This is a genomic window from Phormidesmis priestleyi BC1401 (assembly GCF_001650195.1).
In the GTDB taxonomy this organism is placed as follows: Bacteria; Cyanobacteriota; Cyanobacteriia; order Leptolyngbyales; family Leptolyngbyaceae; genus Phormidesmis_A; species Phormidesmis_A priestleyi_B.
On record NZ_LXYR01000004.1, the window covers coordinates 155,599 to 177,569 of the forward strand.

At 49.3% G+C, this 21,971-nt stretch carries 22 protein-coding genes; 14 read left to right on the forward strand and 8 right to left on the reverse strand.

What is annotated here, in order from left to right; translation table 11 throughout:
• Positions 1-9 precede the first annotated feature (9 nt).
• Positions 10-306 carry a DUF2288 domain-containing protein gene (locus tag A8707_RS04110; protein WP_068815386.1) on the forward strand — a complete coding sequence of 99 codons (297 nt, stop codon included), beginning with the start codon at positions 10-12 and terminating at the stop codon, positions 304-306.
• A 43-nt stretch (positions 307-349) separates the two neighbouring features.
• Here A8707_RS04110 and A8707_RS04115 read toward each other — a convergent pair whose 3' ends face one another.
• Both A8707_RS04115 and A8707_RS04120 read right to left on the reverse strand, forming a co-directional pair.
• Complete coding sequence (locus A8707_RS04115; RefSeq protein ID WP_231947920.1) at positions 350-985, reverse strand: YdcF family protein; 636 nt, start codon at positions 983-985, stop codon at positions 350-352.
• A 47-nt stretch (positions 986-1,032) separates the two neighbouring features.
• Positions 1,033-1,917, reverse strand: coding sequence for a tetratricopeptide repeat protein (locus A8707_RS04120; protein ID WP_068815388.1), 885 nt, complete (start codon positions 1,915-1,917; stop codon positions 1,033-1,035).
• A gap of 194 nt (positions 1,918-2,111) precedes the next feature.
• Here A8707_RS04120 and thyX point away from each other — a divergent pair, with 194 nt between their 5' ends.
• The 3 genes from thyX (at position 2,112) to A8707_RS04135 (ending at position 4,285) form a co-directional block, all read left to right on the forward strand.
• On the forward strand, positions 2,112-2,834 hold the full coding sequence (thyX, locus tag A8707_RS04125) for an FAD-dependent thymidylate synthase (protein WP_068815389.1): 723 nt from the start codon (positions 2,112-2,114) through the stop codon (positions 2,832-2,834).
• 125 nt (positions 2,835-2,959) lie between these two features.
• Positions 2,960-3,592, forward strand: a complete 633-nt coding sequence (locus tag A8707_RS04130; RefSeq protein ID WP_068815392.1) for a MotA/TolQ/ExbB proton channel family protein — start codon at positions 2,960-2,962, stop codon at positions 3,590-3,592.
• Between the two features lie 63 nt (positions 3,593-3,655).
• Positions 3,656-4,285 (forward strand): ExbD/TolR family protein, encoded by a 630-nt coding sequence (locus A8707_RS04135; RefSeq protein ID WP_068815394.1) that lies wholly within the window; start codon positions 3,656-3,658, stop codon positions 4,283-4,285.
• 53 nt (positions 4,286-4,338) lie between these two features.
• On the opposite strand, the gene A8707_RS04140 is transcribed toward A8707_RS04135, so the two are convergent.
• Positions 4,339-5,538, reverse strand: a complete 1,200-nt coding sequence (locus A8707_RS04140; protein ID WP_068815395.1) for a homospermidine biosynthesis protein — start codon at positions 5,536-5,538, stop codon at positions 4,339-4,341.
• A 665-nt stretch (positions 5,539-6,203) separates the two neighbouring features.
• On the opposite strand from A8707_RS04140, the gene cobO reads away from it, so the two are divergent.
• Positions 6,204-6,872 carry a cob(I)yrinic acid a,c-diamide adenosyltransferase gene (gene cobO / locus A8707_RS04145; protein WP_082906214.1) on the forward strand — a complete coding sequence of 223 codons (669 nt, stop codon included), beginning with the start codon at positions 6,204-6,206 and terminating at the stop codon, positions 6,870-6,872.
• A gap of 312 nt (positions 6,873-7,184) precedes the next feature.
• On the forward strand, positions 7,185-9,779 hold the full coding sequence (locus A8707_RS04150) for an FG-GAP-like repeat-containing protein (protein ID WP_068815397.1): 2,595 nt from the start codon (positions 7,185-7,187) through the stop codon (positions 9,777-9,779).
• Between the two features lie 57 nt (positions 9,780-9,836).
• Here the strand turns inward: A8707_RS04150 and A8707_RS04155 are convergent, their stop codons facing one another.
• Both A8707_RS04155 and A8707_RS04160 read right to left on the reverse strand, forming a co-directional pair.
• Positions 9,837-10,772 (reverse strand): peptidoglycan recognition protein family protein, encoded by a 936-nt coding sequence (locus A8707_RS04155; RefSeq protein WP_068815399.1) that lies wholly within the window; start codon positions 10,770-10,772, stop codon positions 9,837-9,839.
• A 274-nt stretch (positions 10,773-11,046) separates the two neighbouring features.
• A complete protein-coding gene (locus A8707_RS04160; RefSeq protein WP_068815400.1) occupies positions 11,047-11,409 on the reverse strand; it encodes a hypothetical protein in 363 nt (120 codons plus the stop codon).
• Between the two features lie 380 nt (positions 11,410-11,789).
• On the opposite strand from A8707_RS04160, the gene A8707_RS04165 reads away from it, so the two are divergent.
• The 3 genes from A8707_RS04165 to A8707_RS04175 all read left to right on the forward strand — a co-directional run bounded on the left by A8707_RS04165 (position 11,790) and on the right by A8707_RS04175 (position 13,712).
• Complete coding sequence (locus tag A8707_RS04165; protein ID WP_068815402.1) at positions 11,790-12,578, forward strand: LmeA family phospholipid-binding protein; 789 nt, start codon at positions 11,790-11,792, stop codon at positions 12,576-12,578.
• A gap of 104 nt (positions 12,579-12,682) precedes the next feature.
• Positions 12,683-13,330: a MotA/TolQ/ExbB proton channel family protein gene (locus tag A8707_RS04170; protein WP_068815404.1), complete on the forward strand. Its 648-nt coding sequence runs from the start codon at positions 12,683-12,685 to the stop codon at positions 13,328-13,330.
• Positions 13,317-13,712 carry an ExbD/TolR family protein gene (locus A8707_RS04175; RefSeq protein ID WP_068815406.1) on the forward strand — a complete coding sequence of 132 codons (396 nt, stop codon included), beginning with the start codon at positions 13,317-13,319 and terminating at the stop codon, positions 13,710-13,712. The genes A8707_RS04170 and A8707_RS04175 overlap by 14 nt, the downstream gene beginning before the upstream one ends.
• Before the next feature lie 19 nt (positions 13,713-13,731).
• Here the strand turns inward: A8707_RS04175 and A8707_RS04180 are convergent, their stop codons facing one another.
• The 3 genes from A8707_RS04180 to hisF form a co-directional block, all read right to left on the reverse strand.
• The gene (locus A8707_RS04180; protein WP_068815408.1) at positions 13,732-14,997 is read right to left on the reverse strand and encodes a ribulose bisphosphate carboxylase small subunit; all 1,266 of its coding nucleotides are present in this window, start codon (positions 14,995-14,997) and stop codon (positions 13,732-13,734) included.
• Between the two features lie 175 nt (positions 14,998-15,172).
• Positions 15,173-15,457 carry a hypothetical protein gene (locus A8707_RS29465; RefSeq protein WP_074382456.1) on the reverse strand — a complete coding sequence of 95 codons (285 nt, stop codon included), beginning with the start codon at positions 15,455-15,457 and terminating at the stop codon, positions 15,173-15,175.
• A 133-nt stretch (positions 15,458-15,590) separates the two neighbouring features.
• A complete protein-coding gene (gene hisF / locus A8707_RS04190; RefSeq protein ID WP_068815410.1) occupies positions 15,591-16,361 on the reverse strand; it encodes an imidazole glycerol phosphate synthase subunit HisF in 771 nt (256 codons plus the stop codon).
• Positions 16,362-16,673: 312 nt separating this feature from the next.
• On the opposite strand from hisF, the gene petP reads away from it, so the two are divergent.
• The 5 genes from petP (at position 16,674) to psb35 (ending at position 21,963) form a co-directional block, all read left to right on the forward strand.
• Complete coding sequence (gene petP, locus A8707_RS04195) at positions 16,674-16,868, forward strand: cytochrome b6f subunit PetP (RefSeq protein ID WP_068815412.1); 195 nt, start codon at positions 16,674-16,676, stop codon at positions 16,866-16,868.
• 121 nt (positions 16,869-16,989) lie between these two features.
• Complete coding sequence (locus tag A8707_RS04200; RefSeq protein WP_068815414.1) at positions 16,990-18,090, forward strand: Get3/ArsA fold putative tail anchor-mediating ATPase NosAFP; 1,101 nt, start codon at positions 16,990-16,992, stop codon at positions 18,088-18,090.
• 21 nt (positions 18,091-18,111) lie between these two features.
• Complete coding sequence (gene chlG, locus A8707_RS04205; protein WP_068815416.1) at positions 18,112-19,131, forward strand: chlorophyll synthase ChlG; 1,020 nt, start codon at positions 18,112-18,114, stop codon at positions 19,129-19,131.
• A 226-nt stretch (positions 19,132-19,357) separates the two neighbouring features.
• Positions 19,358-21,667 carry a transglycosylase domain-containing protein gene (locus A8707_RS04210; RefSeq protein ID WP_068815418.1) on the forward strand — a complete coding sequence of 770 codons (2,310 nt, stop codon included), beginning with the start codon at positions 19,358-19,360 and terminating at the stop codon, positions 21,665-21,667.
• A 92-nt stretch (positions 21,668-21,759) separates the two neighbouring features.
• A complete protein-coding gene (psb35, locus tag A8707_RS04215; RefSeq protein ID WP_068815420.1) occupies positions 21,760-21,963 on the forward strand; it encodes a photosystem II assembly protein Psb35 in 204 nt (67 codons plus the stop codon).
• Positions 21,964-21,971: the final 8 nt, after the last annotated feature.

The window sequence follows — 21,971 nt, forward strand, 5'->3', positions numbered from 1 at the left end:
GTTTTTGAAATGTCAGATTTAAGATCAGAACTCACCAAATCTTTGGATGAAGCCGAATGGAGCTGGCTGATTCCTCACGTCGATCGAGATGCCGTAATTGTGGTAGATCCTCAGCTAAACTTAGTCGATGTCGGGCTAGCGATCGTCACCGACAACTCGACATCCGTGCAGCATTGGATTGCTGAAAGCTTGATTTATAAACCGTCTGACCAACAGAGAGTAGACTGGAATGCCTGTCAAGACAAGCGATTCCATGCCTTGATTGTGCAGCCTTATGTGCTGGTTCAAGACTCGATCGTGGCTTAAAGCCTTGACGGTGAGCCGATATTTCTATCGAACGTCCGACTCCCTACCAACCGCCGTGCAGCCGACTCCAGCTTGCGCCCGTGTGCCCAGTTGTCACCCAGAGGACGGCTCTCCCCCCGTCTCGAAGTGCCTTTGATAAAGGTTCTTGTGGCTGCTCAGAAGGCACTGAGACAGGCTTGAGATGAATCCCTCGGCTGCCCAGCACGATCTCGCCGATGATTTGAGCGCGTCGCATGTGATAGTCAGATGTCACCAAATAAACGCTCTGAACTCCTTGCTGCTTCAACTCATCCACTAAGGTTGTAAAGTTTGTTACTGTGTCAACCGCTTGATAATCTAGGTTGAGCCGACGTACATCGACTCCTGCCTCCGAAAACACCTGCTTTGTATAGTCTCGCGGACTACCTGACGAAATCCAGATCGGCAAACCAGGATGCTCACGGGCAAACTCAGCCGTAAACTTCTCGCGCTCTAACGCCGCTGTAGAGCCGCCCAAGACTAGAATCGCTTGAGGCTTTTCAGAATAAATGCGAACGGCTCGGAAGCCGAACCACATCACCAAAGGCAAAATGAACAGCATCCAGGGAAATCGTTTCCTTTGCGATCGCGCCACCTTTAAGCGGTGAAGCGGATGATGACGAAAAGCTCCTCTCGATCGCATGATGACACCCGAACTCAACCAATCAATACAAAGTCTACCGCCCGCCTACTCAAAAATTGCGCTGACTACTCAGGGCGCTGAGGCTGCACCGGAGTCGCGGATTGGGCTTGAATAATCGTCGCCTGAATTCTCGGCACAGACAAAAACTTCTGAGTTGCCGCTAACAGCTTCTCGCCCCACAGGTTATCTTTGAGAAACTTTAAGTCACCATAGCGACTGTCTAACCGAATTGCTGCTTCGCCCAGGGTCAAACCCTGTTCACGATCGCCTTTGTTGTAGAGTGCAACCGCAGCGGCTAATTTTGGTTCTGCCGCTTTGGGATCGATCGTCACTGAAGACCGCCAGAGTCGAATGGCTTCATCGGTCTCTCCCTGCTCATACTTAACCAGCGCCACATTATTGATGGCGGGCCAATATTCTTTGTCTTGAGCATAAGCCTTCTCATAGCTGGCGATCGCGTCTCGATTTTGCTTCAGCATCAGATAGGCATTGCCTAGATCAAACAGCGCTCCAGGGACGTTTGGCTTCAGCTTTAGCCCAGCCTGAATGTAGTCGATCGACTGCTGATAGTTCGTTTTTTGAAAGTTCGCTGTTCCCAACGCAAATAAAATCGCGGCATTGCGAGGAGCAAGCGTTTGAGCACGTTTCAGCGCATTAATTCCAGGATCGACCTGGTTGGCTTGAAGATATAACCCACCTAAGACTGCCCACGCTTCAGGAATTTTTGGAGCTAACTGGGTCGCCAACCGTGCCCGCGATAATGCCAGATCAAACTGCTGAAACTGAGCCAGTTGAGTGGCTTCTTGCACTAGACCAATGCCCTGCTGCTCTAGCTTTTTGGTGTCAAGTTGCAGCATATGGGGCACCAACGCCTGTCCAAAAGCGGGATGAGCGGCAGTCCACACGCTCAAAATGGTCAGGGCAGAAAGAAAAGAAATACGTTTGGGCACGATGTGGCTTGTCCGAAAAAACAGTGGGGTTTCAGCTAGCTTAATCCATCTTGGGAAGGATCGGGGCAAAAAATCACTCGAAAAGAATCGAAAATTTAACGATCAAAAGTTCAAGGTGGGGTGCGATCGGAGTTAATCTTATTAACCTCAAACAATTTGTTCTCAATCGCCCAAGGCTAACCTGGCTCCCTACTATGGATCGTTTTAAAGTCGAAGTCATTTCTCAAACTCCCAATCCGCAGCAGACTATCTACGCCGCAATGCACCAGGATTATGCAGAGAATTTTGTCTGCGATGAGCGTGATCGGTTTCCTGACGAAGCAAAGTGTGGCGAAGTTATCATCAAACAACTGTTGGCAGGCAACCGGGGACACTATGGACCGTTAGAGCATCCGCAAATCGTGATGAACTGCGGCTGGTTTCCCCATAGCACGATGCAGCAAATTCGTACTCATCGCGTTGGAATCTCATTTGATGTCCAATCTTTTAGGTATACAGGGCAACGACTCGTTGATGTGATTGAGCAAAAGCGTGAGGTCGAAGAAGTCTTTTATTTGCGTCCGTTGGGTTTTTATAGCGATCGTCAAGGCAAAAAATACGAATACACGCTAGAGCAACGCCAACAAGATGTTGAATGGTGCATTACTGCCTGTCAGCGCTATAAAGACCGAATCGATCAAGGCTTTTCAGAAGAACACGCGAGAGGATTGATCCCGTTTGATGTGCGTCAGCATTGGGTGATGTCTGCGAATGTGCGATCGATGATGCATCTGATCGATCTGCGCTGGAAGGCAGATGCCCAGCTAGAAGCTCAAAAGCTCTGTGAATGCATTTGGGAGCCGTTTCAAAAATGGGTGCCGGAGATTGCAAACTGGTATGAAAGCAATCGCCTTAAAAAAGCGCGTCTGGCTCCTTAAATCCTAAGACTCAAATTCCACAGCAGCTCGTAGATTTTTTCGCTAAAGTCTCTTGAGGTCGCCAAATATGTGGGAGGCTAGAAGCCATGATTTGCTGTGGGCACGACTAGAAGGAAGCGCAACCGATGAACATCGTAGAACTATTTCAAAAGGGCGGCGTAACGATGATTCCGTTATTGCTGCTCTCAATCTTGGCGTTGAGTGCAATTATTGAACGATCGTGGTTTTGGTTTAACGTTCTCAATAAAGAGAAAGAAACCGTGAATCGCATTCTCGATGCCTCCCGCAAAGATTGGGAGATGGCAGGCGAAATTTCTCGTCAAGCCTATGACCAGCCGATCGGCAGATTCCTCTACGCAGGTCTTCGGCTGCAAAAGCCCGACCCAGAGCTATTTCGTCTGGCGCTTGAATCATCGGCTGACGAAGAAATTGTCTCGATGCGCCGAGGCGACAAAATCTTGGAAGCGGTGATCGCGATGGCTCCGCTATTAGGATTATTAGGAACCGTGATTGGTTTAATCATGTCACTGCGATCGATTCGCCTCGGTGACATCGGGACGGCTTCGACCGCAGGCGTGACAACAGGCATCGGTGAAGCTTTGATTAGTACGGCAACAGGGTTAATCGTCGCCGTTTTCAGCGTCGCTTTTTATCGCATCTTTCAAGCCCTAGTCTTTAATCAAGCAAAAGTTCTTCGCAGAGCCGGAAACGAGTTAGAACTGCTCTACCGACAGACCTGGCAAGATGCCAACCGTTAGAGAAGTCTAGATGTCACGATCGACTAGATTTGCCGTGTTCACCCTTCACCCTTCACCCTGCTTATGAAGCTTAATCTCGACTCTCCCCAAGACGAGGCACAAATTCAGATCATTCCTTTAATCGACGTAATCTTCTGCATTCTGACCTTTTTTATCCTGGCAGCGTTGCAACTCACTCGTCGGGAAGGTATTAATTTAGATTTGCCCAAAGCCAGCACAGGCACACCCCAAAATCAGGAGATGCTGGTGGTGAATGTTGATGCCACTGGGCTAACTTCGGTTAAAAATCAGCCGCTCGATCGAGTTCAGCTCTATCAAGTCCTGCAAACCTATCACCAGCAAAATCCAGAGGGGTTACTGGTTCTCAGTGCTTCTCAGACTTCTTTCTACAATGATGTGATTCAGGTTTTGGATGTTTTACGAGCAGTTGGGGGCGATCGTGTCGCGCTAGAAACGGCTCCCCAAACCAGCCCATCCCCTAATCAAAGTCCAGTCGTTCCGGGTCAAAATCCTTTAACTCCAGGATTAACGACTCCTGCACCCACGATCGATCCCCTCAATCAACCCTCTCTAAACCCGATTTCCCCCACCACTCCTAACTTACAGCCCAATAATCCCAGTCAGTTGCCTACCAATCCATCTCCCGTTTCTCCTCAGAACTCTACGCCAGCCCCTTCAGTTCCTCCTCAATAAAGTCACAAAAAAGGGTGAGATAGACTCACCCTAAAAAAGACTTGCGATCGGTCTCAGTGACGACCGTTGCGAATCGGTGTCCCGCAGGGATAGGTAGCAATAGGTTCCTTCGACACAGATCCTACCGAAACTGGCTCTACAACAGGGTGAGAAGGCTGTAGCTTAGCGGCTTCGTAATCTACCTTGAGTTTTGCCAGCAGTTGATCGCGGCGATCGTAGAGCCGCTTGAGCGGGCGAGGCTCACACTGGTTGATCACGTAGGCAGTTAGGATCGGCAGCGCAATCGTGCTGTCGGTGTAGCAGACGACCGTGTTCGGCAGCTCTTCGGGGTCAACCTTGCCCCAGCTCACCGCTTCATTAGGAGTTGCCCCCGACAATCCACCCGTGTCAGGTCGAGCATCGGTGACTTGAATGAAGTAATCATGTCCCCGCTCTTCCAAACCCAGAACCTCGTGCAGTTGTGGCTGAGTTTGCAGCAAGAAGTTTTTAGGACTGCCGCCGCCAATGATCAGCGCAGCACTTTTGCCTTCTACATCAGGAATATCAGACTCGCGTGCAGAATACACGATCGCAGCCGTTTCGTTGACATCCAGCATTGGGTCAATAACCAGCTTTGAGCCTTCTAGCGCCATTGCTGCCACGTTCATGCCGATCGAGCTATCTCCTGGCGAAGAGGTGTAGATAGGAACGCCACACTCATAAGCCGTTGACAGCAAAGAAGGATGCTTCACGCCCAGTTTCCGCTCCACTTCCTGCACATATTTGCCGAGCAGATAGTGAAACTCAGCCGTGCCCATCCGCTTCTGAAAGGGTTCTGCTTTGAGAATTTGCCGAATGAAGGCATCCGTTCCCAACAGCACGTCATAGTCAAAAATGATGTCGTAAATCCGAATGCGACCTTCTTGCCGTAGCTTCACATCATCCAAAAACGGGCTGCTGGCATAGAGATCCAGTCCTAGCCCATAGTGCATATCGTGGTAGAGGTTAGCACCTGTGCTGATGATCCAATCGACAAATCCGTTTCGCATCAGAGGTGCAAACACAGAAACGCCTAACCCTGCTGGAGTCATTGCCCCCGACAAGCTGAGTCCTACTGTGACCCCTTCTTGCATCACTTCACGGCTGAGAAGGTGGCAGATCTCTCGCAGTCGTGCCGAGTTATATGCCGTAAAGTAGCCATCAATCAGGTCAACAACGCTGATCTCAGAGGGCATGGGGGAGGGTGTGATCTTTTGACTGAGAAGTTTAGACATCCTTTTACTCCGAAAAGACTAAGAAGCATAAAGTGAGGGCGAGACAGTGCGAAATAGCCCGATATCGGACTGAAAAGGTTTACGGTGAGTCGCTAAAGTGCAGCTAAAGACACTAAGCCCTCGTCTTCAATAAACGAGGATGCGAGCTTAGACCACCACCAAGCAACAACTAAGTAAATCTTGAAAGACTGAAATCTTCGTGGAGTCAAATGCACTAGGCGTTTCAGTCGTTAATTTGGAAAATTCTCCTAAAAGAGAACTTGACCGATCCAGTTCGAGTGAGTGTTGAGAGAAACTCCGCTTTTTGGAGCCAGAGTCAGCAACGAGCAGACGCGAACCTTGAGTTACAGATCGGTCAGTTCATACTGGGAGCTTCACAGCGATCGACCCACGACAGTGCAGGATCGCATTGCCGCTTCCGCTTCAACTTCATTTCGAGATACCACAAAGGTCGCCAGGGGTATCCAGTCAAAGAGAAAAATTTCAATGCTCTTTATCGCAACCCTTTAAACAATGCCTTTTAAATACTATCACCTTATCTTTGTGCTGATGATCGTCCAAAATACTGAGACTCTTCTACCCTGTGTGAAGTGAGACCTCTCTATTGGTAGGCTAGAGGTGGTTGTCTTGCAACCTTCTGCTCACATCGTTCACTTTGGTGTCTTATGACTCTTGACTCTCAGCTTGATACACCCTCGGATTTGACTCCCTCTGAATCTGCCGTGGGAGAGTCACCAGAGGCAGGTCAGCACCGCAAAAAGATGCAGCGACGCAAAGAGGTGCAGGATCAACGTCTCGCAGACATGACCTCCGAAAAAGGACTGATCATCGTCCACACAGGAAATGGTAAAGGCAAAACAACGGCTGCTCTGGGGATGGTGTTGCGATCGCTGGGTCATGGCTATCAAGTCGCGATCGTGCAGTTCATCAAAGGAGCTTGGGAACCCGCAGAAAAAGCTGCCTTTGAGCACTGGGGCGATCAGCTTGAATTTCACGCTCTAGGTGAAGGCTTTACTTGGGAGACTCAAGATCGCGATCGCGACATTCTCAAAGCAACCCAAGCGTGGGAGACGGCGCTGAAGTTTATCAAAGACCCAAACTTCAAGCTCGTGCTGTTAGACGAAATTAATATTGCGCTCAAACTAGGCTATCTAAATATTGAAGAGGTCATCGCTGGGCTATCTGAGAAGACAGAAGACTCGCACGTCATTTTGACAGGTCGCGGTGCGCTTCCAGCACTTCTTGAGCGAGCAGATCTCGTGACTGAAATGACCTTGGTCAAGCATCCCTTTCGAGAGCAAGGGGTCAAGGCACAGCCAGGAATCGAGTTTTAAGAACCCAAGAGGCTTGATCGACGTAGGAGATTTCTTTCACCGAGGCGGCTAATCGCCCCACAGAACTCTGTGCAAAATAACTGATACGATCGGACTCTCACTTAAATGGATATCAGTAATAATCCTGGCGTAATAGTGGCTCTGATTGTATAAATTTAGACTCAAAGCCTAGTTGATAATACAGATTATCCTAATCGAGCCAATCCTGATTTCGCTCAAATTCCGTTCTGGCTTAATTTTCAGTCCGAATTTGGGAGTACTACAGAATCTAATCTCGGTCGAACCTGTTATTAGTTTACAGAGAGTCTAGCCATGCCGCCTACTGACAACAATTCCTTTTCTACCGCTACCTCAATCAATAACCTGATTGGGACACCGCCTCTTTCGGGATCACTTAATGCAAGCGATAAAATCGATTTCTACAAATTTACGCTCATCGGCAGCAGCAGCACGAGCGTTACGCTAACTGAACTTACAGGCAATGCACGTCTCCATCTCTTTAATAATAGCCAAACTGATGTCACGCCGATCACCACAGGCACTCCTAAACAGCTCTCAGAAGCGCTCTCAGCCAAGCTAGCTGCGGGGACGTACTACATCCAGGTAGACTTAGATCCAAGTGATGCTGCTGCTACAGATGCTAACTACAAGCTCAATCTTTCTGTCAGCACCGATGCAATTCTCAGCAATCTGGTTTGGCGTAATAAAGTAACAGGCGCTCCCTCAGTTGTGCAGACAGATGGCAAGACTGTACAAGCTGACAGTGTGATTAAGTTTGGCGGCTCCAATGTCAGTCTCCCAACGACTGATTGGAAAAGTCAGTTTGCTGACTTCAACGGTGATGGTGAAGACGACATTCTGTGGCGAAACCAAAAAGATGGCACAGTCGCGATTTGGTTAATGAAAGGCGACACTATTCTGCAAAGTGCAATATCTCCCTATAAAATCTCAGCAGATTGGCAGGCAACTCTAGGAGATTTTAATAACGATGACCACGCCGACCTTTTTTGGCGTAACAAACAGGGAGGTTCGACGGCTATTTGGCTAACCAATAGCACAGGCTTAGGATTCGACACGTTCACGCTGCTTCCAGGAGTTTCTAGTGATTGGGACCCTGCTTTGGGCGACTTTAACAAAGACGGAAAAAAAGACATTTTCTGGCGCAACTCCAAGTCTAGTGAAGTGGCAATTTGGCTGATGAACGGCACCCAAATCATTCCTGGAGGAGCAGCGTTTCTCCCTAGCGTTTCGAGCGCATGGAAGTCTCAGTTAGGTGATTTTAACAAAGATGGAAGAACAGATATTTTCTGGCGCAATACGCAGACAGGCGAGGCAGCAGTTTGGCTATTGAATGGCACTCAAATTGCCCCAGGAGGCGCTGCGTTCCTTCCAAATGTGCCGATCGAGTGGACAGCTCAAATAGGTGACTTCGATGGCAACAAAGCAGACGACCTCCTCTGGCGTAACAATCGGACGGGTCAATTAGCCATTTGGCTGTTAAATGGCACTCAAATTGCTACGGGAGGATCAGCCTTCCTGCCTTATGTTGTTCCAGCCAAGTTTAACGTTGAGCAACTGACTGACTTTAATAATGACGGCAAAGCTGATATGCTTTGGCGTGACTCAGTTTCGGGTGAAGTCTCGGTTTGGCTTTTGAACGGTACAAGCATCTTAGGTACAGCGTTTCTTCCTCAGCGCTCTAGCAGTGACCAATTTGATGGCATTCAGCGTCGCCGATTTGTGTCTACGACTCAGAGTATTGGTGGTGGCACAGAGTTGTCTGCTTTCAACATCGGCACCCTGAACGCGGCTGGGGTTTATGCTGACTCAATCAGTTCTGACCTGCCTGATTACTTCAAATTCAAGCTTGCCCTCAAGTCCACGCTAGTTTTGTCTGCCACAGACTCAGGCGGTCAGCCGCTCAGTTCAGTTAATTTGCAACTTTACAAAGCAGGTGTAAGCGGCGCTGCTTCGACCCTTGTAAGCTACTCGGGGCAGACGCTAGATCCGGGAGACTACTACATCAAAGTCTCCACTAATGTAGACGGCATCAACTATCGGCTAAACGTTGAAGGCAAGCCACAAGTCACGGAGCTTCTCGGCAATAGTTTCACAGGTCCTTCTCAAGTTCTCTTGACCCCAGGAACTAATAGCACTGATCCGGTTACTACTATAGCAGTTAATTACAGTGCTAAGAATGATGGAACCATTGCTGCCGCTGGGGTGAAGGTTGCTTTCTATATCTCAAGAGATCAGGTACTCGATCGGGCATCTGACTTTCTAATATCTACTACTACTGTAGATCTTCCGGCAGGTCAGATTGGTCAATCACAGCCTTTAAATCTGGCTCTACCCTCGTGGCTAAACACTTTCTGGAGTGTGGATGGAACTTACTACCTGCTCGCGTTAGTTGACTCAGACGATGCTGTTGCAGAGACAAACGAAAACAATAACGTGACCGTCTTGAATATCGACGTTCAACAGATTCCTACTATCAATCTGAGAGGTAAGAGTCTGGCTGTAAATGGAACAACCTTTGCTCCTACAGGAACGGTGACTGCAACGTTTGTGACTGAAAACAACGGTTTCAAAGCCGAAACCAACGGGAGCGAGGTTGGATTCTATTTGTCTACAACTCCTGTCTTCAGCAAGTCTGATACGTCTGCTTGGGCATTCACCCCGACAGGCGTTGATCCTATTGCAGGTAAGAGTTTATCAGCCTCCAAGACGGTCGATTTGAAGCTTCCTTCTAGAAATTGGACTGGCTGGGCTAATCTGTCTGGAACTCAGAAGATCTACATCGGCATGGTTCAAAATAATGGTGGATCTGTGAATGATGTTGACCAGACCGATAACCAAAACCGAGGTCAGGGCATTGACTGGGTGGAGGTTATGGTGAACCTATAGTGATTGCGTTCGACTAATCTGGAGGGGAAGGGGAAGCAATTCTCCTTCCCTTTTCGTTTACTCCTCTAAGACGGCGGGTGTTGAACACTGAGTTGAAATTTCCTGAGTTTTTGGATAGAAGCTCAACAAACGCAAAAAATATTCGCCGTCAAAGCTTCTAGGATCTATGCGCTGGCGCGATCGATCAACGGCTCGGTGGGTGGTAATTCGCGATTCAGGCATACCCGTCTTTGCGACTAGCCATGCCAGTGACTGATATTGTGCTCGCGTGTAGCCACTGTGTCGAGTGGCATCGTTGCGACCATCAGGCGGAGTAACTAGGGAAATGTGATAAGAAAAGTTGTTGACAGATGGGGGAAAGTCTGGATTCGTCTGAATGGCTTCTTGACCCGTATCACTCACAAAAATCGAGTTTCCGGCTCCAAATGCTCGCCTATCGGGTGGCACCAAGTAGACGATCGTGCCATCTGTAGTGATCAGCGTGTGATAACTCACTTGATCATTGTCATTAGGGTGGGGCGTTTGAAACAGGTCGATCGTCGATTGAGCAGACCCGACCGTCTCGTGTAGAACCACGATCGCTTCATTATTTGCAAGTTTGCCGTAAAAGTCTTGCACGAATCGCCGTCCGAAATTGGTTGGGTGAGCAAGGGCAACTTCTTCTATGGGAGTGTAAGCAAGTGCTGACTTAGCTGAGGTTTCTTTGGATTGGTCAACAAGATTTGGCTCTTGTCTAAATCGGTTTAAGGGAACGGGTGTCTGCACGGCAGCGACGACTGGTCTTGATTTACTCGCTTTAGAAACTGGTTTGAGGGCACAAGCAGAAGACAACGTAAGACTGGAATCAGTGACTTCTTGAGCCTGTAGACTCAGGTGCGGAAAGCCAGGAATTCTTTGACCTTCGATGAGTTGAGCATCGCCAGAAGTGGTGGTCAAGATGAGGACGGCGATTCCTAACGTCAAAATAGCAAGGACTTTTAGAGCTTTTTTCATAACGAGTTTTGTTGCCGAATGGTCAGCAGAGAATAGGAAACCGCTAGATCTCTCACCTGCTAAAGATAAGGTCTTTTAAGCCTACTCCTCGAAAAAAGTTGATGAGAATTCCAAAGATAGGCAGGCAAATGGAATCAACTGTAAGGTGCGTTTCGGCTCGGCTCAACGCTCAAGCCAAAACTTGCAGCAGGTTAAGCGGAGCCGAGATCACCTACACGAGTTGGCTTTAATTGAGTCTGCCTGATTAAGGGGTATTTTGAAGTACAAAAATTACTCACCTGACAAAGCGATTCGTGTTTCCTTGGCGACGTTCTAGCATATTGAGACGGGTTTCTGTTGCCGTGACTCTTTCTTTAATTTCGATGACCAGGGTGGCTAATCTGTCAAATTGAGGGTCGGTTGAAAGGATTTGTCTAGTTCCTTGTCGATCTCCAGAGGGTAAAGTGGGCGTAGGCACAGAGATGCCTGGTAGAAAGCCAGATTGTATCTGGCTGAGGCGGCTTTGAATACCTACCAGTTCAGTCTCCAGCCTTGAGACACGGGAGTCCAATCCAGCTTGAGCTTGAGCCGGGGAGAAGGGGTGGAACAAGAGAGCTAGTATCCCTAAGAGAAGGGCGATCGCTAAGAACTTAGGCATGATAAAAGTTTAGAAGCCACTGCAATAAGCCAAGCGCATTTGCAACGTCTCAACGTCTAGCCGGAGAATGACTCTATGGAAAGAGAAACACTCCGGCATGTAAAGAATCTTTAATAGGTTTACACTCGAACCATAAGTAATAAGACGTATCTTTGCAAAGTATAAAGAAGCTCTATGACCTAGATCAGGCAATTAAACCACCAGGGTCGAGAGTAAGCGCTACAATCGTTTTAGCTTGCGTTTACTTCGTTTAACCCCCTTGATCCCAGTTTTAATCATCTCTAATTTCTATCTTTTTTCAGCCAAAGCCGATCAAGTCAGGAATTGACGGCTCTTTACAATCTGTTACAAACTAGTAAAGAATCGTTGCAAATAGAATCATGCTCAATGGCTTCACAAATCTAAAAAACGCTTCGGGTGCCGACTTTGGTGAACGGATGCTGAATAAGGTTGCGAGTGAATCCATTCGTCACCTCTTTTCAAAGAGCGAGTCAGTCGAGGTTTCGATTCGCTGCTCACCCTCTAGCAAGTTATTGCAGGGCAGTCTCGATAGCTTCAAGATGGGCGGACGCGGACTGCTGATTCGGCACGACTTTTGGGTCGAAGAAATGCGCTTTGAGACCGATGCGGTGGCGATTGACTTCGGCTCGGTTTTGAGCGGCAAGATTCGATTAAAGCAGCCAACTCAGGCGATCGCTCAAGTCACACTGACTGAAGCAGGCATCAATGAGGCGTTTAAGTCCGAGTTGGTGGTCAAGCGGCTGCAAAATGTGACCGAACCTGCGCTGATGAATTTGTCGGGGGGCGAACCAGTTTCTTTCTCAGATATCGCGCTGAAGCTGATGCCTAACAACAGAATTCAGATTTTTGCAGAAGCGTTGCTGCCCAACAACACCATACCTGTTAGCATGACTGCGACATTGGAGATTGAGCGGCGGAGGCGCGTTGCGTTCCAAAATCCTCAGTTTGAGCCAGATGCAGTGCCCGAAGATCTGCGCGGCATTTCGGAGGTGTTGACGATGGCATTTGCTGAAATTCTAGACAACATGGTGGATCTCGATCGCTTTAACTTAGATGGAATCCTGCTGCGAATCAACCGTCTAGAAACTCAGGGAGAGCAGTTAATTTTTAGTGGATATGCTCAGATCGATCGTTTTCCAGACGTGTAGCTGCTTTGCTTCTAGCAGTCTGCGAGTCGAGGTCGCAAGAGAGCGATCGGGTATGAACCACGAACGACTATCATTGTTCTCTGTTCACTGCTCACTGACTCACCATGCAGTCTAGTAACTGGTTTGCTTCTGGCGGCGTTGTTATGATTCCTCTGCTAGGATTTTCGATCCTGGCGGTGGCATTGATTTTAGAACGAATTGTTTTTTGGGTAAAAGTCAAGAAACGTCACGATCGAGTGCTTAGAGAAACTCTGGTGCTTTATAAGCGCAGTCCAAGAGCCGCTTTCTTGATGTTGGAGCAAAATTCTGATTTGCCTGTTGCCCGCATCTTTATGGCTGCCTTGGAATTAGAAGAAGCGACCTCGGACGAGTTTCGGTTGGCGCTAGAAAGTGCCGCTCAAGCAGAAATTCCACTGTTAAAGCGATTTAACACCGTTTTTGAAACCATTATTAGCCTTGCGCCTCTGTTAGGGCTGTTGGGCACCATTTTGGGATTGATCACCTCGTTTGCCTCGCTGCGACTGGGAGATGTCGGCAGCACCAACACGACCAACGTGACGGGCGGAATCAGTGAGGCGCTGATCTCGACCGCATCGGGGCTGGTGGTAGCGATCGTGACGCTCCTCTTCGCCAATACATTCCGAGGGCTATATATTCGGCAGATTGCCCTGATTCAGGAGTATGGTGGACAGCTAGAATTGCTGTATCGTCGCCGTCATGAGAAGGGAGAAGATTTCTATGCGTCTACCTGAAGAACCGGATCTGCCGCCTCAAATTTACATCGTGCCGATGATTGATGTGATCTTTGCGCTGCTGACGTTTTTTATCATGTCTACGCTGTTTTTGACGCGCTCTCAGGGGTTGCCTGTCAATCTTCCGAGTGCGGCGACGGCTGAAGCACAAAAATCGACTCAAGCGACGGTGACGATCGACCAGACTGGCAAGCTTGCCCTCAATCGCAAACCCATTCAACTCAACAATTTAACCAATCAGGTTCAGGCGTTGAAGGGCAAAAATAGTCAAGTTTTAGTGGTGATTGATGCCGATCGACGTGTCACTCACGGGCAGGTGATTACGGTGATGGATCGGCTGCGATTGGTTCCTGGAGTAAGATTGGCGATCGGCACGCAGTAACCCTGAAAATGGCTCAATGTCAGGCGTGTTTGCCATTGGGACGCTGCACGATCGTTTCGATCACACGACGACGATCGCGCGAATCAATTCCGACCAGACGCACATAATCTTGAGTGTGATCCGCAAGGCACGATTCCAATGCCGCGATTGCTTTGGCTCCATCGGTTTGAAAGGTGCCATAACAACTCCAAGAATTGTTGCGGAACCGTCGATCGTCTACATACTCAATGCCTAGCCGATGTCCTTGCCCCAAAATTCGATTCAGTTCGCTCACCATTTCTGGATTGAGGCGGGTGCTAGATGGCTGGCCGCTATAGCTGCTGCTAGCTGGAGGCGTATGTCCGTTTGATTTGGCGGGGGTTAGGGCAGTCGGCATCATGTTGACCTCGCCCAGCTTGCGGTTGCCAATCACGCGATTATATTCATCGACTAGCCGCATTTCTTTTAATCGCTTCTGCTCACCGACCATCAACTGTCCGAGTTCTAACAGGTGTGACAGAGTGAAATCGGGTTTGTGAAATTCTGGCGGAGCTTCGGCACTATTGACGACTCGCATTGATATCCGATCTAAGCCCACGTCCTGAATGAGTTTACGGACTTGTTCATCATAGAGGCGCGATCGCAGTGCCCCATAAAAGTCGATCGACTGATCAGGAAATGAGTCCACCAGTTGCTCAATGTCGCGACGAGCAATGTGATCGACTTCAAAAATGCCGCTGACGATGCCGATGCGATCGTCGCGATCGGGTTCCCAAAAAAACTTCTCCATCCGTCCGTCACGCGTCAGCGGCGCATAGAGTGTCCCCAAATCGTTGCCTGTGACAATGATCGGAATGCGCTGAATCGGCTCGATCTCATAGCTGCCCGGAAGCTGAACATTGGTCGGATTGTCAGCAATATTCATCAAAGTGCCGTGAACAAGCTGCGTATTCACGGTGTATTGAGTGAATTGATCGACGCGACCAGCCCCCGCATCAATGTCGTTAATCATCAGCACCGCCATCTTGCCGCGCACTTTTACGATGTCTGCTGCCTCGCGATAGCGCAATCGAATCAATCGAGCCGGATCGCCTGCATCAGGGCTTTCTAGCTCTCCTGCTGACATATAGACCGCTTCGACCCCCATCCGCTCAAAGACTAATTCGCACTGAAATGACTTGCCTTCCCCTTTGCGCCCGTGGACTCCCAAAATTAAAGGAACTTTGACACTGGGAATATTCAGGTAATTTTTGGTGATGTGAACCGAAAGCTTATCGATGAAGCGTGGAGAGATGTAGTAGTTCATGGAGCTAGGGACTCAAGATGAAAGGGATTACCGAGGATGAGAGTCTATAATTCTGCTCAAAGACAAAAAATAAGATGGGCATCACCCACCTTACGAATCTTGCTATGGGGTTCGATCGCTGCCTAGATCCTACCGAAGGAAAGGCTCTTTGGCTGAGGAACTAGAATTATGAGCGTCACTGGTAATAAGCTTGAGTCTCTTCTAGCTCCTCTTGGTCTAAATAGCCACTGACCAACTCGTAGGGCTGACTGTAATAAGCAGACGTATCGTGAGACATTCGCGCCATGTAACCCACATAGTTTCCCATCAAGAAATAGACGCTCATCAACGCCGCCGCCGAAAACGCCACAAGCGTTCCTGCCAGCATTAGAGAAAATTCGTGTTGCTCAACTGCCTCCTGCATCAAATGCAAAGACCAGGAAACGAGCGCAACGACAATAGCAAGAATGATGATTAACATGGTTTACATAGTGTAACAGATGCTCATAAAGTGCTGCTCTATTTCAAGCTCTGTAAACACTTATGGCTTTAATCATAGCCCAAGTTAATGATTTGAAAAATAGTTTGAAATGCTTATCATCAGAGGGTTTTCTCTACGTGAGGCGAACCGGAACCTGGCGATCGTCTAAGTAAGTCTTTATCTGAGCGACGCTTAACTGTCCGTAATGTAATAGAGATGCCAGCAGTGCCGCCTCAGCTTTTCCGTCTGTCACCGCTTCATAGATGTGCTCACAGTTGCCTGCGCCGCCCGATGCAATCACCGGAATCTGAACGTGTTCGGCGATCGTGCGCGTCAGCTCAAGGTCATAGCCTGCTAGAGTTCCGTCGCCATCCATACTCGTGATCAAAAGCTCTCCAGCGCCGCGTTCTGCAGCTTCTTTTGCCCAGGCGATCGCGTCGAGCTTTGTGTTTTCTCGCCCGCCCCGCACAAAAACATCCCAACCGGGATTGGTGGGATCGGGGCGACGACGAGCGTCGATCGCGACGACGATACACTGATTCCCAAATCGCTGACTTGCCTGATTGATAAAGTCGGGATCACGCACCGCCGATGAATTAATGCTGATTTTATCGGCTCCCGCTCGCAGCAATTTTTTAATCGTCTCTAAGTTCTGAATTCCGCCGCCGACCGTGAGCGGAATAAACACCTGTTCAGCCGTTCGATACACCACGTCGTAGATAATGTCTCGGTCTTCGTGGGTGGCTGTGATGTCAAGAAACACTAACTCGTCAGCGCCTGCCTGATTGTAGGCTTGCGCCAACTCAACCGGATCTCCGGCATCCCGCAGATCGACGAAATTCACACCCTTGACCACACGACCCGCTTTCACGTCTAGACAAGGCAAAATTCTTTTAGCCAGCATGAAAACTCTTAGACCTGGAATAGTCTTTGAATCCTATCACTCCTGCCTTTGGTTCTCTACCAGTAGCCAATGACACGCAATGTGCTGCTATTTGCCCTCATCCCAACCTTTCTCCCCAAGGAGAAGGGCTTTCCAACCATTCCGGTTCCCTCTCCCCTTGGAAGAGGGGTAGGGTGAGGGCATTCTTTGCGGGTGTTTCAGGAAAGTCGCACACTCCGTTAATGACCAACAAAGCCTTAATAAGCTGCAACATCCTGTTAAACTCTTGAGTGGCTTGTATCAATCTGCTTCAATCGTTATCACTACTTTGCAATGGAAATCGGTCAAAAAGTTCAGGTTCGGCGTTTGCGCGATCGGGTTTCTCCAGAGATCATCAAAAGGCTAGGTCAGATGGGCACGATTCGCGACTTTAAAGTCGTGGATGGCGGCGGCGTTGGGCTGTTAGTTCAATTTGAAGACAAGGCAGGAACCTGGTTTTTTGAAGACGAGCTAGAGTCGTCTGATTAAAGCACTACAGACCTCGTGCAGTCGCTAATATGAGGGAATGAAAGAATTTTGAATTCTCAGATCATCACGGTGATTCAAGGTTCAAAATTCTGATGGTCAAGTTGGCTCAGAATGGTTGAATATGGCTTTTATATTGACATTTTTAGGCAAAGGTGGCACTGGGCGGACGACGATCGCGATCGCAGCGGCTAAAAAACTTGCCCAGCAAGGCAAACGAGTTTTACTCCTCGGACAGGATTCTAGTCCGGCGTTTGGGGCAGCACTAGGCGCGACTCTCAGCCTCGACCCGCAAGAAATTTCTCCGAATCTGCACGCCGTTCAACTCCAGACCGCCACGCTGCTAGAGCGCAGTTGGGAAGAGGTCAAAAAGCTAGAAGCGCAATATCTCCGCACACCTTTTTTTAAGGAAGTGTTTGGGCAAGAATTGGGAGTGTTGCCCGGAATGGACACTGCCCTGGCGCTGAATGCAATTCGAGAATATGACGGCAGTGGCAAGTATGACGCGATCGTCTATGACGGATCAGGCGACCAATCCACGCTGCGAATGCTGGGGCTGCCCGAAACGATTAGCTGGTATATTCGTCGTTTTCGCAAACTGTTTGTCGAGTCTGACTTGGGAAGAACGCTGTCCCCTGCAATTCAACTCGCGGCAAGCACAGTTCTGACCAATGTGAGTTTTGTTGGCGATAATTTTGCTCAACCTACAGGTCAAGTGAATGATCTGCTAGAGCAGGGCAAGCAAGCGGTCAACAATCCGCAGCGCATGGCGGCTTATCTGGTGACGACAGACGACCCCGCCGCGATCGCGACCGCTCAATATCTCTGGGGCAGCGCTCAACAAATCGGGCTAACGGTCGGCGGAGTCATCCTCAACCGGGCATCGGGAACCAATGGCGAATTAGCTGCCTTTGATCCGCTTTTGGTGACAACGATTCCGATCCAGTCAATCAACGACTGGCAACCTTTGATCGATGGTTTGCCAAACTTTCAAGATCAGGCAACTCAGGCTCCTCGCCCGATCGCGGTGAATGTCTCTGAGCGCAAAGTCTCGCTCTTTTTGCCAGGGTTTGACAAGAAGCAAGTCAAACTGACGCAATCGGGTCCTGAGATTACGATCGAAGCAGGCGACCAGCGACGTAACGTTGATTTACCGCTCCAATTGCGTGGGCAACCCGTGAAAGGTGCTAAATTTCAAGACGGCTATCTGATTATCTCGTTCTAGACCTTCTCACAATCTTTCGCTATGCCTGACTCATCCCCTGAGATTGAAGTGACTTCTAGTTCCCCAGACGTGCCAGATAGTGTAGTGGACGACCGCAGCGCAAAAGCTCGTCAGCTCCTGGGCATGAAAGGAGCCGACGTGAAAGGATCTTCGATCGCGAAGATCCGCTTGCAGTTGATGAAGCCGATCACCTGGATTCCTTTAATGTGGGGCATCATCTGCGGTGCTGCATCGTCTGGCAACTATACGTGGACGCTAGAGAATGTGCTGATTTCAGCCGCTTGTATGCTGTTGGCAGGTCCTCTGCTGACGGGATATACGCAGATTCTCAACGACTACTACGATCGTGACATTGATGCCATCAACGAGCCTTATCGACCCATCCCGTCTGGCGCGATTTCTCTGCCTCAAGTGGTGGTTCAAATTTGGGTGCTGCTGTTTGCAGGAATTGGGGTTGCCTACGCGCTCGATCGCTGGGCAGGACACGAATTTCCTACGATTACTGCATTGGCGATCGGGGGGTCTTTCCTGTCCTACATTTACTCTGCACCGCCGCTCAAACTCAAGCAAAACGGCTGGGCAGGTAGTTTTGCGTTAGGTGCCAGCTATATTGCGATTCCTTGGTGGACAGGGCACGCCCTGTTTGGCGAGTTGGATATCACGATTATGCTGCTGACGCTTTTCTACAGCTTCTCAGGATTGGGAATTGCAATCATCAATGACTTCAAGAGCGTGGAGGGCGATCGACAACTTGGACTCAAATCGCTTCCCGTCATGTTTGGAGTCACCAACGCGGCTCGGATTTGTGTTGCCATGATCGACCTCTTTCAAGTCGGAATTGCTGCCTATTTGATCAGCATTCATCAAAATTTGTACGCAGTCATTCTAATTCTGCTGATCATTCCTCAAATCACCTTTCAGGATATGTATTTCCTGCGCGATCCGCTCAAAAATGATGTGAAATATCAGGCAAGCGCTCAACCCTTTTTGGTGCTAGGGATGCTAGTGGCTGCTTTGGCATTTGGTCATGCTGCACTTTAAGTCGCCTTAACTTCATGCTCTGATTATTCAGAAGTCATCACATTTTGACGCGTACGGTTGACTATGTGGGCGCTTTCGGTCAATCTGAGTCTCAGAATTGTGATCTCAATTTCTGATTAAAGAGTCGGAAGCCCTATCGGCGTGATGAGGCAGGAACGAGTGACAGAGGATGGCTCAAACCCCACAGTGCAGATCTTAGAACTCCAAAGCAACCAGACTGGAAGCCATGACTGACGAACCAAACAAAAATCGGCAAATGGCTCCACGATCGCGCCGTTCTCAGAAAAATCGCAGATTTGCGAGCTTGCTGAACAATTTTCGGCTGCCGAGGTTGCAGGCACGTCTCGATGAAGCGGGCGGAAGGTTGAATGAAATTGGGCAAAGACTGCCGCCTCCGCTTAAAGCTCCTGTAGGGCGGCGACTGCTCTGGGTAGGGATTTTGGTCGGCGGCTTTGGAGCCTTTAAGCTTGCAGCATGGCAGATCGATCGCAGCCTCCCCAACCCCGCTGATTTAGCAGTGTTTGCGCGTCCCGGCACTCTCACCATCAAGGCTTCAGACGGCAGTATCTTGCATCAGCTAGGACCTGCGACTCGTGAAAAGCTGACGATCGCCCAAATTCCCAAGCCGTTGATCCAAGCGTTTATTGCATCAGAAGATCGGCGTTTTTATGAGCACACGGGCGTTGACTATCAGGCAATCGTGCGTGCGATCGGACGCAACTTAACCTCTGGCGGACTGATCGAAGGCGGCAGCACAATCACTCAGCAGTTGGCTCGTGTCGTGTTTCTTAACCAAGATCGGAGCATCGGGCGCAAAGTCAGAGAAGCCCTCCTCGCTCAGAAGCTGGAACGAGAAGTCGATAAGCAAACGCTTCTAGAACGATATTTGAATCTGGTTTATCTGGGTTCTAATGCTTATGGAGTCGGGGATGCGGCTTGGATTTATTTTAGTAAATCGGTCAATCAGCTAACCCTTTCAGAGTCTGCCACGATCGCCGGACTTCCTCCCGCTCCTAGCCTTTATTCCCCCATAGTCAGTTTACAAAAAGCACAAGAGCGCCGGAATGTCGTGCTAGACAAGATGGTTGAAGCAAAATACATTACCCAGACAGAAGCCGCGACTGCCAAGGCTGAAGACCTGAAAATCAAACCCAGTTCGCCTAAAAAAATCGAGAGTGATTCCCCTTACTTCACTTATTATGTGCAGCAGCAGTTGCCCAAATATGTCTCTAAACAGGCGCTTGAGGCAGGCGGAATCACGATCGAGACGACGCTAAACCCAAAGTTTCAAAAAGCGGCAGACAAAGCGATCAAAGATGCCATTGAGGTCGATGGTGCCTCTCAGGGGTTTAAGCAAGCGGCAATGGTGGCGATTGATCCCCGAAATGGAGAAGTGCGGGCGATGGTTGGCGGCTACGATTTTTATAAAGAAAGTCAGTTTAATCGAGCAACTCAGGCACAGCGTCAACCGGGTTCAACCTTTAAGCCCTTTGTTTATACGACCGCGATCGCGGCTGGGTTTTCTCCCTATCGTTCTTATTTAGACGAGCGCTTCATGGTAGATGGCTATCAGCCTAAAAACTACAGCAATAAGTACAAAGGTTGGATCAACATTCGCGATGCCCTGACCGCCTCGGTAAATGTGGTTGCAGTCAAAACGCTAATTGATGTCGGCTTTGATCCCGTCATCAAAACCGCCGAAAGTATGGGAATTCACTCAAAGTTGAATCCGACTTACTCAATGGCTCTGGGTGCCTATGAAGTCAATCTCTTAGAGTTAGTCAATTCTTATGGCACGCTGGCGGCTCAGGGTAAAGCGATCGAGCCGCATGGCATTCGTCGGATCATCAACGCTAAAGGCAAAGTGCTGTATGACGCTGACTTTAAAAACAAGCAAGTCGTTGATCCAGACACAGCCGCCATCATGACCTGGATGCTGCGAAGTGTTGTCTCTGATGGCACCGGGCGACCCGCTCAAATCGATCGACCCGTCGCAGGCAAAACAGGCACCTCTGAGAACGCGCGCGATTTATGGTTTGTGGGCTATATTCCTCAGCTAGTAGCGGGGGTCTGGCTGGGCAACGATGACAACAGCCCTACCTGGGGAAGCAGCGGCACCGCTGCCTATGCCTGGCACCAGTTTATGAAAGAATCAGTCGGGGGAATGCCCGTGCAGAAATTTCCACAGGTTCCTGGAAACTTGGACGATCGCAAGGGCACCATCAAAGCTAATCCCGTAAAACCCAACCGCATTCGATCTCTCGGTGGCTCTGCCGATCCAGATGAGTCTCAGAGTGAGCGTCGTTATGATGCCCCTGCAGAAAGCAGCTACTCAGAGCCAAACGCAGGGCGATCGTATAAGCCAGCCCCGGCTGATCCACCCCCCGCAGAGCGTGCGCCTGAGCCAGCCCCTCGTGAAAAGGCTCCTCCTCCAGAGTCGGCGGCTCCTTCAGAACCCGCTCCCCGCAAAGAAGCTCCGGCTCCGGCTGATCCGGCTCCAGCTTCTTCAGATCCGCTGCCTCCGTCAGGGAACTGAGGAATAGAAAAGAGGATCAAACCTGTGGTGGATGCAGTGTGATACTGACTCTACTATCCTGACCCTAGTAAAATATTTGAGGAAATGTAATCATGAATTTTCTTATGGATGTGTCTAGCTACGGCGGTATGAATTTTCCAGTGTCTGCCGCGGTGGTTTATGTCGTTGGGTTTATTGCAGCCGTTACCTTTGGTTCACTTGCCTGGTATAACTCTAAGCGTCCAGTGGGTTGGGAAAACAAAGAGCGTCCTGATGTTGTGCCAGAAGTTAAAAAAGAAGAAACGCCTGGGTTGTAAGACGACTT